This is a genomic window from Mycolicibacterium sphagni, from assembly GCF_002250655.1.
In the GTDB taxonomy this organism is placed as follows: Bacteria; Actinomycetota; Actinomycetes; order Mycobacteriales; family Mycobacteriaceae; genus Mycobacterium; species Mycobacterium sphagni.
The window spans coordinates 107,071-117,697 of sequence record NZ_NOZR01000004.1 but is presented as its reverse complement, the minus strand read 5'-3'; the positions used below and the strand labels follow the sequence as shown (position 1 = coordinate 117,697).

The window sequence follows — 10,627 nt, the reverse complement described above, 5'->3', positions numbered from 1 at the left end:
CCTGGTATGGCTATGCCTGACGCGACAATGCCGTCGCAGGTCGAGACCGTGCGGGGAGCGATCTCGACAGACAACCTTGGTGTGGTGTTCATGCATGAACACGTCTTCGTCCTCTCGCCCGAGATCATGGCCAACTATCCCGAAGGTTGGGGTGCCGAGGCCGTCCGGGAAGCCGATGCCGTCGCGAAGCTCAACGAGCTGAAAGCGCTGGGGGTGGACACTATCGTCGACCCCACTGTGATCGGGCTGGGCCGCTACATTCCGCGTATCCAGCGGGTGGCCGCCCAGACCGACTTGCAGATAGTGGTCGCCACCGGGATCTACACCTACAACGACGTCCCGATGTACTTCCACTTCAGCGGCCCCGGAACGCTGCTCGACGGCCCGGAGACGATGACCGAGCTGTTCGTCCGGGATATCACCGAGGGGATCGCCGGTACCGGAGTCAAAGCGGCAATCCTCAAGTGCGCCACCGACGAACCCGGTATCACCCCCGGTGTCGAGCGGGTGCTGCGCGCGGTGGCCCAAGCGCACCGGCAGACCGGCGTGCCGATCACCACCCACACCCATGCCCTGACCCGGCGCGGCCTGGAGCAGCAACGCATCTTCGCCGAGGAGGGCGTCGACCTGAACCGGGTCATCATCGGCCACAGCGGCGACACCACCGACCTGAGCTACCTGGAAGAGCTGATCGCGGCCGGGTCCTACCTCGGCATGGACCGGTTCGGCCTGGACAGCGTGCTCGGCTTTGATGAGCGGGTCGACACCGTCGCGCGGATGTGCGAACGCGGCCACGCCGACAAGTTGGTCCTCTCCCACGACGCGTCCTGCTACATCGATTGGCTGCCCGAGGCACTGGTGCCGGTGGCGCTGCCCAACTGGCACTACCGGCACATCCATAACGATGTACTGCCCGCGCTGCGCCAGCGCGGAGTCACCGAACAACAGATCACCACGATGTTGGTCGACAACCCTCGAGACATCTTCTCCAGGCAAGGTGCGTATGAATGAGCTGATCCCCCCGATCGGAACGCGGATGAGCCAGCTGGCCGCCGAGGCACCCGATCGTCCCGCGGTGAGCTGCGACGGCCGGACCATCACCCGCGGGCAGCTGGAGTCGACGTCGAACCGCTTGGCCCGCGCCTACGCCGAACTCGGGGTCAGGCAAGGTGATTACGTGACGATCGCGGTGCCGAACTCGATCGAGTGGGTACAGGCCACGGTGGCAGTGTGGAAACTCGGCGCGATTCCCCAGCCGCTGTCCCCGAGACTCCCCGAGGCCGAGTTCGAGGGTCTGCTCGATCTCAAACCTCGTGCGCTCCTGGTGGGCCGGGCCGACCCCCGCGGCGTGGTGCCGTCCGTGGACGCCGCCTTCACCGGCAGCCCTGAACTGTCGGATGATCCACTGCCCGAGGCGGTTTCACCGGCATGGAAATCGATCGCCTCCGGCGGTAGCACCGGGCGGCCCAAGCTGATCGAGGCCGGTGGGAATGGCCGGGTACCGGCGGACCTGCTGGCGATGTCGATGGGCAACGAGCCGACCGACACCCAGTTGGTGCCAGTACCGTTGAGCCATAACACCGGGTTCACCTCGGCCACCATCGCGCTGCTCACCGGACAGCACCTGGTGCTGCTGCCCCGGTTCGACCCGGACCGCTTCCTACGAGTCGTCGCCGACTACCAGGTCAACTACCTGACCACGGTGCCCACGATCATGCATCGGCTGCTGCCGGTCTACCACGCGAATCCCGACGCCTACGACCTGTCCTCTCTGCGCCGGCTGTGGCACGTGGCTGCCGTGTGCCCTCCGAACATCAAGCAAGCGTGGATCGACCTGCTCGGCCCCGATGCGGTGTGGGAACTGTACGGCGGCACCGAACTTCAGGCGCTGACATTCATCAGCGGCTCGGAATGGCTGACCCACCGCGGGTCGGTGGGCCGCGTGGTCGCCGGCGAGATGAAGGTGCTCGACGACGACGGCAACGAGTGCGCGCCCGGGGTGCTCGGCGAGATCTACATGCGCCCGAATCCCGGCTCAGGCCCGACGTACCACTACATCGGCAGCACCGCCAAATCCCTCGACGGCTGGGATTCGCTGGGCGACTTGGGCTGGTTCGACGACGAGGGCTATCTCTACCTGGCCGACCGGCGCGTCGACATGTTCACCGTGGGTGGGCGCAATGTGTACCCCGCCGAAATCGAGAACGCGCTGGCCGAGCACCCCGCCGTGCTGTCCTGCCTCGTCGTCGGGGTACCGCATGAGGACCTCGGTCAGGTGCCGTATGCCTTGGTACACACCGACGGTGCGGTACTCAGTGAGGACGGTGTCATGGCGTTCGTCGCAGAACGGCTGGCCGACTACAAGGTGCCGCGGAGTGTGGAGTTCGTCGATAGTCCGCTGCGCGACGACGCCGGCAAGGCCCGCCGTTCCGCGGTGCGCGACGAGATCATCGCCCGGCTGAGCGCGTCGCCGACGAACTAGCGCGCAATTGCGGGCTCGGGCGCATCGCTGACCGAACTGTCCAGCGGCGGGACCGGAGCTTTGCGCCGGTACTCCCAGCGCCGCAGCGCATTCCGGCACGGCGACTCGACGAGGGCGTAGCTGACAGCTGCCATCGCGAACCCGAGGACCAACGTCAGGACCAACATGACGATCAGGTTGCCGTTGAACATGAACTTACCGACCATCGGGAAAACCATCACCAGCGCGGCCAGGTGCCAGACGAACAGCCCGTAGGACCAGCGGCCCAAGGTGACCATGAACCGGCTCCCCAGAATCGGGTGCGGGGTGTCGGGACGATCGAGGACCAGCGGCGCCAGTAACGCACCGGCGACGATGGCGCCCATCGACGTGCGAATCACGAACTGGCCCAACGTGGCCGGGACCAGATCCTTCGGCCCGGCCAGCGGCGACGCCGAGATCAGATAGGCCACCAGTGCGATCCCCGTGATGGCCCAACGCTTTCGGGCCAGCCTGTGCACCCAGCCCACCGGGCTGACGGTCCACTCGGCCAGCAGCATGCCCGCGGCGAACCACGAGGCGTAGGCCGGCGGCCAGTTCAGGAAATTCACGCCCTGCATCGTGTGGATCGGCAGCAGCCCCCAGGCCAGACTGGCCACCGCCACCGCCGCGATCACCGGGACCCGCGCCTGCACCGGCAGCCGGCGGGCCAGGAATGCCAGGATCGGTAGAGCGAGATAAAAGCTCACCTCCACCGACAAGCTCCACATCTGGGTCAGCCCGGTGGTCAGCGTGAGTGGGACGTAGACCTGAGTCAGCGTGAGGTTGGCCCACCAGACCGTGAAGCTGGCGTGGTTGGCATCCGGCAGCAGGGTCAGGATGACGACGACGGCCACCACGTAGCCGGGCATGATGCGCACCAGGCGCGACCGCAGATAGTGGCCTGTGGGCGGCCGCCGGCGACGGCCGCGGGCCGCGGCGGCGTGCCCGCGCCACAACAAGAATCCCGAGAGCGCGAAGAACACCGCGACGGCCAGGTCGAAGCGGTGCAGCAGCCGACCCACCACTGCGGCCGTGGTGCCGGTTTGGAAGGCGACATGGGTGAGCACCACCCCCATCGCCGCGCAGGCGCGCATCCCTTCAACAGCGGGCAGGAAGCCGCGGGTGCCCCCGATCTGCTCCGCCTCCGGTGTCATGGCAGCCAGTGTGCTCCGATGGCACGTTGCCTGCGAAAGTGGGTACACCTGGGCTGCGGCGATGACCTCCTAATGAGCCGGTGCCTGGGGCGCTGCTGTTAGGGTCAAACACGTTTGCTTCGCCGTAAGGCGGTGCTTGGGCACGATCGAGAGTGAGGGAGGCCACGGCAGCGTGAATCGCGCAGGCATGTTGCGTATCACGGCGTACGGCATCATCGGGCTCGGAGCCGCCCTGCTGATCGCTGCGCTGCTGTTGTCGACCTACACCTCCGGCAAGATCAAGAAGATCCCGCTCGACATCGATGAGACGTTGGTCAGCGATGGAACCGGCACCGCACTGGACCCCTCGTCGCTGTCGGGCGAGAAGTTCGTGGTCGACAAGAACGTGCCCGTGGTGTCCCAGCAGCAGATCACCGTCGAAGCCCCGGCTAACGCCGACGTGGTGACGTTGCAGGTCGGTACCAGCGTCCGGCGCGCGGACAAGCAGCAGGACAATGGTCTGCTGCTGGCGATGGTCGACACCGTGACGGTCAACCGCAGCACCGCGCTGGCGGTGTCCGACGACACGCACCCAGGCGGGTCGGTGCAGAAGCCGCGGACCATCGAGGACAACAAGCCGCCGACCAATATCGCGCTGCCCCATGAGGGCCTGTCCTACCGATTCCCGTTCAACACCGAGAAGAAGACGTATCAGTACTTCGACCCGATCGCGCAGAAGGCGTTCGACGCCAACTACGACGGGCAAGAGGACGTCAACGGGCTGAGCACCTACCGGTTCACCCAGAACGTCGGATACGACGCCGACGGCAAGCTGGTCGATCCGATCAAGTACGCCTCGCTCTACGACAAGGACGAGGACGGCGAGGTGACGGCCCGCGCGGAGCTCTGGGGCCTGCCCGGACCGCCGGAAGAGCCGATCACGATGACCCGGTTCTACGCCGCGCAGCGCACGTTCTGGGTGGATCCGGTGACCGGCGTCATCGTCAAGTCCTCGGAGCACGCCAACCAGTACTACGCCCGCGATCCGTTGCACCCGGAGATGGAGCTGGCGGACTACAAGGTCACCTCCAACGAGCAGACCATCGAGTCACGCGTCGCCACGGCCCGCGACGAACGCGACCGGGTCGGCTTGTGGTCGCGGGTGCTGCCGATCAGCTTCACCGCGGCGGGCCTGGTGGCACTTGTCGGTGGGGTGCTGCTGGGAACGTTCAGCGTGCGCGCCGAGTCCGCACTGATCGATCCGGGTCTGGACACCGGCAACCACGGCTTCTTCGGTAAGGACGAAACCGGGCCGATGCCCGCCGCCGAGGCCGCCACCGAGAAGCTGCCCGCGGCGAGACCGGATCTGGAGCCTCCACCGCCACAGCGGTGAGCACTCCCGTGACCCAGGCACGCCGGGCCCTGGAATGGGCGGTGGCGGGATATGCCCTCCTGTTGGCGCTCGCGGTGACCGCACCGCTGCTGGCGCCCGGCTATCTGCTGCTGCGCGACGCGGTGTCCACCCCTCGGTCGTACTTCTCCGATTCGGCGCTGGGGCTGGGCGAGTCGGCACCGCGCGCGGTGCCGCAGGACTTCCTGATCGCCGCGGTGTCACCCGTCCTCGATGGCGGCGTGCTGGTCAAGGTGCTGCTGATCTTGGGGATCTTCCTGGCCGGCTGGGGAGCCGCACGGCTGGCCGCGGTCCTGGTCCCCGATGCCGGGCCGGCCGGCCAGCTGGTGGCGGCCACGCTCGCAATCTGGAATCCCTACGTTGCGGAGCGTCTTTTGCAGGGGCACTGGAGCCTGCTCGTGGGGTACGGCAGCCTGCCGTGGGTGGCCGCCGCGGTTATCCGGTTACGCAGCGACGACCTCGCGCCGCGATGGGCGCGCTGGGCGGCGGTGGGGTTCTGGGTCGCGGTGGCCGGTCTGACGCCGACTGGCCTGCTGCTTGCCGCCGTGGTGGGGCTGGCCTGCATCGCGGTACCCGGTGACGAGGTGCCGCGGCCGCGGTGCGCGGCCGGCGTGCTCGCCGTCTCGGGACTGGCCGCGTTGCCGTGGCTGACCGCGTCAGCTGTGGGCGATGCACTCGAGTCGACCCCGCCGTCGGGGGTGCTCGCGTTCGCGGCACGCGCCGAACCGGGCCTGGGGACCCTCGGCAGCCTGGCCGGGCTGGGTGGGATCTGGAACGCCGAGGCGGTTCCGTCCTCTCGCACAACGCTATTGGCATTGCTGGCGACGGCGGTGCTGCTGGCCGTGGTGGCCATCGGCCTGCCGACACTGCTGCGCCGCCGGAGCGCGGCGCCGCTGTTGGTGCTGGCCGCAATCGGTGTGCTGCTGCCCGCAACGCTGGCCTCCGGCCCCGGGCTGTCGCTGCTGCGGGCGCTGGTCGAGGACGCGCCGGGGGTGGGCGTGCTGCGCGACGGACAGAAGTGGGTGGCGCTGGCGATGCCGGGCTATGCCGTCGCCGGGGCCGGGGCGGTGGTGACGTTGCGCCGTTGGCTTCGCCCCTCGCTCACCGCGCTGGTGTGCGTGGTCGCAGTGATCGCCGTCCTCCCCGATCTGGCCTTCGGCGTGTGGGGCAAGGTCACCTCGGTGCGGTATCCGCCGGGCTGGTCTGTGGTCGCCGCCATCGTCAACGCCGCGCCCGCGGATGTGGCCGTGCTGCCCGCCGACAGCATGCGCCAATTCCCGTGGGCGGGCCCGGCTCCGGTGCTGGATCCGTTGCCGCGCTTCGTCCGTGCCGAGGTGCTGGCCACCGGCGACCTGACCATCTCGGGCCAGTCCGTGCCCGGAGAGGGCAGCCATGCCCGCGAGGTTCAGCGGGTGCTGCTGGCCGGCGGGTCGCCCGCAGCACTGTCCGATGCCGGGGTGGGCTGGGTTGTCGTCGAAACAGGCAGTGCAGGCGCCATTGGTGACGCGCAGCGCACGTTAGAGCGGCTGCCGGTCGTCTACCGCGACGGAGACCTGAGCCTCTACCGGGTCGGCGGTAGCAGTTCGGTTGCGCCACAAGGTAAGCGGATTGCGGTCATAGTTGCGCACCTGGGGTGGCTGGCCTTGCTGCTCGTCTCCGGCGCCGCACTTGCGGTGGCCGCGGTACGCGACCGCAGGCAATCTCCCTCCGGTTAGTCCGCCTTCGGTGCCGGCGGCTGGATCTGCTCCAGAATGCGGGAAATGACCTCGTCCTGCTTGGTTAGGTGCTCCTGGATCATCGAGGCCTCCTTGAGCACCGCCTCGGCGTCCTTGTAGGTATCGTCGGCGCGAGTGTCGGCGGCTTTCGCCTGGATGTTCTGGCCCACGATGATGATCGGCAGCAGAACCAGTTGCAAAAAGCTGCTCGACAACCACACCACGACGAAGTACGTGCCCTGCTTGATCGCGTCGGGCAGAGCGAACAATGCCAGCACGGTGAATAGATACGCGGCCCACATGGTGCCGACGATCAGCGTGATCCACAGGCCGAATCTGGCGTTGAACCGCACCATCCAGTTGTCATGGTGAAGCCCCCGCAGGTCAGCGGCCGTCACCGGTTTCCGCGTCGCTAATTCATGGGCACGCGGGTGGCGGACGTAGTCGTATATTTTCGGCATTCCCGATCATCACACGATGGCGCTGAGTTCGATCGGCACTGCGGCGCAACGAGTTTCTGCGAACTCGCTGTCAGCCCCGGCGCTTCGATGCCGCTGGTGGCCGCCGCGAGCGGACCACCCGCGCGGCCTGCACTCAGCTCTGCAGCGCAACCGATGCCGCGTCGACCGCGGGCTGCACACCGATTCCGCGTCCCTGAACGGTAACCGCCAGACGAGTGCGGTCGCCGCGGAAAAGGTCGCGGGAGAACTCGCACGGCGTCCCATGCTGGTCATAGGTGATGCGGGTGATCAGCAGGAGGGCGGCTTTCGGCTTGATGCCGAGCAAAGATGCCTCATCCGGCGTGGCGTTGACCGCCTCGATCCGCTCCTCGGCGCGCGAGGTGACCAATCCGTACTCGGTCTCCAGGATCTGGTAGATCGACCCGCCGAGTTGCTTCTCGAGCAGTCCGGGAAAGGCCTCGGCGGGGAACTCGGCGGTTTCAAGCGAGATCGGTGAACCGTCGGCCAGTCGCACCCGCTGGATCTCGATCACGAAATCGTCGGCGGTCAGGCGAAGGGCCTGCTGAGTGGTTCGATCGGGTCCGGTGATCTTCGTCGACAGCACCCGGGTGCCCGCGGCGTAGCCCTGACTGGCCAGGAACGACGGCACCCCCACCACGTCGGACAGGCTGCGCTGTACCTGCGGGTGGCTGATGAAAATGCCACCCGATCGGCCGATCACCCGATGCACCAGGCCGGATTCCTCCAGCGCTGCGAGGACCTGCCGCAGACTTGAGCGGCTGGTCCGGTAACGCTCCGCGAGTTCGCGTTCGCTGCCGAGCTTGCCGCCGGGCTCGCCGGCGTTGATGTCGGCGACGATGTGGCGCCGCAGCTGCTCACTTTGCGTTGGCACCGAACTCCCCCTTGAATTGGACCTACCAATCTAGGTGGGGCATTACAGATCCGCAATCGCCGCCGCGGATTCGGGCAAAACCTGGCCGCCGTCGACCACCAGCGTCTGGCCGGTGATGAATGCCGCCTCGTCGGTGGCGAAGAACAGCGCGGCGTTGCCGATGTCGGCCACCGTACCGAGCCGCCCCGACGGGATGGTCGCCGCCATCCCGTCCATGTACTCCTGGCCCATGTCGATCAGGCCCTCCGTCATGATGTTGCCGGGCAGCACCGCGTTCATGGTGATCTTCTTGCGCGCCAGTTCCATTGCGGCCGTGCGCAGGAAGCCGAGCTGAGCGGCCTTGCTGGCACCGTAGTGCGACCACCCGGGGTAGCCGGTGATGGGACCGGTTATCGAGGAGGTGATGATGACCCGGCCGTGCCCGCTGGCGGCCAGTGCCGCAAGCGAGGCCTGAACCATGAACACGGTGCCCTTGAAGTTGACCGACAGTACATGCTCGATGTCCTCGGGTGTCAGATCCTCCAACCGGCACTGCGGAAAGACACCGGCGTTCGCGCAGACGATATCTACACCGCCGTGTCGTTCGACGGCTGCGGCGACGACGCGTTGACAGTCGTTGGGGTTGGCCACATCGGCGGCCAACCCGCTGACTCGGCCCGGGCGGTCGCCCAACTCCGCGATGGTTGCGTCGATGTCGGTCTGGGTCCGTCCGGTGATGAGCACATTGATGCCGGCCGCGGCGAAGACCTCGGCGATGCCGCGGCCCAGACCCTTGCTGCCACCGGTGACAATGGCCGACCGGCCCTGAAGTGAGGAGAACATAGCGGTGCCCTTTTCGTGAGGCTCAGACCAGCGCTCGGCCGGCTGAACTGAGGTAGCGCTCGGCCAGGCCGCAGCTGCCGGCGGCGTAGGTGATCGCCTTGGTGCGAGATTCCTTGGAGTGACTGTGTGTTCCCATCCAAGCCAGCAGCAGAAGTCGGCGCAGCAGAACGAAGGAGGCGAGCATGTCGACGTCCTTGGCCGCGAGCCGGCGACGGGTGCGGTAGCCGGCCAGCCAGGACTCCTGCCACTCGCCGAGCGCGGGATCATCCTCGATGAATGAGACGGCGGTGCCGAAATCATAGAAGAACCAGCCGAAACCACAGTCGTCGAAATCGATGACGGTAATGGTCGAGCCGTCGACGAGAACGTTGGCTAGTCGCAGATCGGCGTGGACCAAACCGAATTGGTCTGGGCCCGAACCATACTCGGTCAGGCGCCGAAGCAGCAGCTGCTCGGCGCGGTCCAGCACGTCGCGTTCGGCGACGCCGACGCCTTCGGCATCCTGCCAGCGGCCCCAGCGCGGCCGCGCGCCGAGGCTGTGCTCCCAGTCCCAGGAGAACCGGGCGAAGCCGGGCGGGCGCGTCCAGGTGCGTGAATGCTCGTGCAATGCGGCGGTGATCCGTCCGAGCGTGTGGAAGTCGTCGGCGGTGATCGTCGTCTCGTCCGGCTCGACGCCGGCCACCATGTCGAAGTGCACCACGTGACGGTCGATTCCGTCGACGGTGACAGTGACAACCCGCCGGGTGTCCCGCGCCGGCAGCACGGTGGGCACGGTGACGCCGCCCTCCCGACGAAGCTCCGCGAGCCAGTCGAGTTCGGACTCGATCTCGGCGAGCTGGTGGTAGTTCTGCCGGTGCACCCGCAGAATGGATCGGGCGCCGGTGGCGCCGTCCTGCACTGCGTAGGTGGCGTTTTCGGACAGATTCAGCAGACGGAGTTCGGAGTCAGGCGCCAGGTCGTATTCGGCGAGTGCTCGTTCCGCAGCCTCCCGGTTGTCGGTGATCACCGCGTCGGCTTCACCCATCAGTGCTCGCGTCCTTCGATGCCGGCCAGCACCTCGGTGATGCGGTCCCGGGCGGTGGTGACGTCGGCGAGTGAACCACCGAAGTACAACCGGCCGGCCGCGCCGATCATCTGGACATCGACGACGGTCAATCCCGGTGCGGCCCGCTCGGCCTCGTTGGCGGCCACCGCGGCGAACAGAGCGGGCGTCATCTCGTAGACCAGCAGCGCCTGACCGGGCAGGATCATCGAGGCCTGCCGGTTGCGATTCAGGATGACCGCATGCTGGTCAGTGATGTCGGCGATGATGTCGTGGTACAGCACCCGGGGACGCAACTGGTCGGCCGCCGAATTGCCCGTCCCCTGCAGGATCGCCTCGCCCGCCCGCTGAACCTCCAACAGATCACTCGAGTGGATCTCGAGCACGCCGAACTGCCGCTCCACGTAGAGGATTCCCGGCTGGACACCGGGAACCTCACGCAACGCCAAATCGATGACCCGCTCGATCGCCAGTGCCGGCGACACCTCGACGATGAGCGCGTGCTCACCCTCGTAAGGGGGATAACCCCGGGCACGGGTCGGTGTCCCCAGATAGGCGGCGAACTGGCGCTGGAGGTCTTCCACCAGGAGATAGACGCGGATATCGGTGCGCGTCCTCGAGTCAGAGCGCGTATCGGTCGCGGCCATG

At 67.3% G+C, this 10,627-nt stretch carries 10 protein-coding genes; 4 read left to right on the top strand and 6 right to left on the bottom strand.

Annotated elements, in window-relative coordinates:
• The first annotated feature begins 27 nt into the window (after positions 1-27).
• Positions 28-1,011, top strand: coding sequence for a phosphotriesterase family protein (locus tag CG716_RS06355; RefSeq protein ID WP_094477574.1), 984 nt, complete (start codon positions 28-30; stop codon positions 1,009-1,011).
• The gene (locus CG716_RS06350; protein ID WP_094477572.1) at positions 1,004-2,482 is read left to right on the top strand and encodes an AMP-binding protein; all 1,479 of its coding nucleotides are present in this window, start codon (positions 1,004-1,006) and stop codon (positions 2,480-2,482) included. The genes CG716_RS06355 and CG716_RS06350 overlap by 8 nt, the downstream gene beginning before the upstream one ends.
• On the opposite strand, the gene CG716_RS06345 is transcribed toward CG716_RS06350, so the two are convergent.
• Positions 2,479-3,657, bottom strand: coding sequence for an acyltransferase family protein (locus CG716_RS06345; RefSeq protein ID WP_094477570.1), 1,179 nt, complete (start codon positions 3,655-3,657; stop codon positions 2,479-2,481). The two genes, CG716_RS06350 and CG716_RS06345, sit on opposite strands and share 4 nt — an antisense overlap.
• Before the next feature lie 172 nt (positions 3,658-3,829).
• Here CG716_RS06345 and pgfA point away from each other — a divergent pair, with 172 nt between their 5' ends.
• Positions 3,830-5,029, top strand: coding sequence for a cell envelope lipid trafficking protein PgfA (pgfA, locus tag CG716_RS06340; protein WP_094477872.1), 1,200 nt, complete (start codon positions 3,830-3,832; stop codon positions 5,027-5,029).
• Between the two features lie 29 nt (positions 5,030-5,058).
• Positions 5,059-6,762, top strand: coding sequence for an MmpA family trehalose lipid delivery protein (locus tag CG716_RS06335; protein WP_420093177.1), 1,704 nt, complete (start codon positions 5,059-5,061; stop codon positions 6,760-6,762).
• Here the strand turns inward: CG716_RS06335 and CG716_RS06330 are convergent.
• The 5 genes from CG716_RS06330 to CG716_RS06310 form a co-directional block, all read right to left on the bottom strand.
• On the bottom strand, positions 6,759-7,160 hold the full coding sequence (locus tag CG716_RS06330) for a DUF1003 domain-containing protein (RefSeq protein ID WP_165774040.1): 402 nt from the start codon (positions 7,158-7,160) through the stop codon (positions 6,759-6,761). The two genes, CG716_RS06335 and CG716_RS06330, sit on opposite strands and share 4 nt — an antisense overlap.
• A gap of 196 nt (positions 7,161-7,356) precedes the next feature.
• On the bottom strand, positions 7,357-8,115 hold the full coding sequence (locus tag CG716_RS06325) for a GntR family transcriptional regulator (RefSeq protein WP_094477566.1): 759 nt from the start codon (positions 8,113-8,115) through the stop codon (positions 7,357-7,359).
• A gap of 42 nt (positions 8,116-8,157) precedes the next feature.
• A complete protein-coding gene (gene fabG, locus CG716_RS06320) occupies positions 8,158-8,937 on the bottom strand; it encodes a 3-oxoacyl-ACP reductase FabG (RefSeq protein WP_094477564.1) in 780 nt (259 codons plus the stop codon).
• Positions 8,938-8,959: 22 nt separating this feature from the next.
• Positions 8,960-9,961 carry a phosphotransferase enzyme family protein gene (locus CG716_RS06315; protein ID WP_094477562.1) on the bottom strand — a complete coding sequence of 334 codons (1,002 nt, stop codon included), beginning with the start codon at positions 9,959-9,961 and terminating at the stop codon, positions 8,960-8,962.
• Positions 9,961-10,626, bottom strand: coding sequence for a microcompartment protein (locus CG716_RS06310; protein ID WP_094477560.1), 666 nt, complete (start codon positions 10,624-10,626; stop codon positions 9,961-9,963). The genes CG716_RS06315 and CG716_RS06310 overlap by 1 nt, the downstream gene beginning before the upstream one ends.
• Between the last annotated feature and the right edge of the window lies 1 nt (position 10,627).

Bases quoted from the DNA above. Each gene is read 5' to 3' on its own strand.
- CG716_RS06355 (WP_094477574.1), top strand. From the start codon at position 28: ATGCCGTCGCAGGTCGAGACCGTGCGGGGAGCGATCTCGACAGACAAC.
- CG716_RS06350 (WP_094477572.1), top strand. From the start codon at position 1,004: ATGAATGAGCTGATCCCCCCGATCGGAACGCGGATGAGCCAGCTGGCC.
- CG716_RS06345 (WP_094477570.1), bottom strand. From the start codon at position 3,657: ATGACACCGGAGGCGGAGCAGATCGGGGGCACCCGCGGCTTCCTGCCC.
- fabG (WP_094477564.1), bottom strand. From the start codon at position 8,937: ATGTTCTCCTCACTTCAGGGCCGGTCGGCCATTGTCACCGGTGGCAGC.
- CG716_RS06315 (WP_094477562.1), bottom strand. From the start codon at position 9,961: ATGGGTGAAGCCGACGCGGTGATCACCGACAACCGGGAGGCTGCGGAA.
- CG716_RS06310 (WP_094477560.1), bottom strand. From the start codon at position 10,626: ATGGCCGCGACCGATACGCGCTCTGACTCGAGGACGCGCACCGATATC.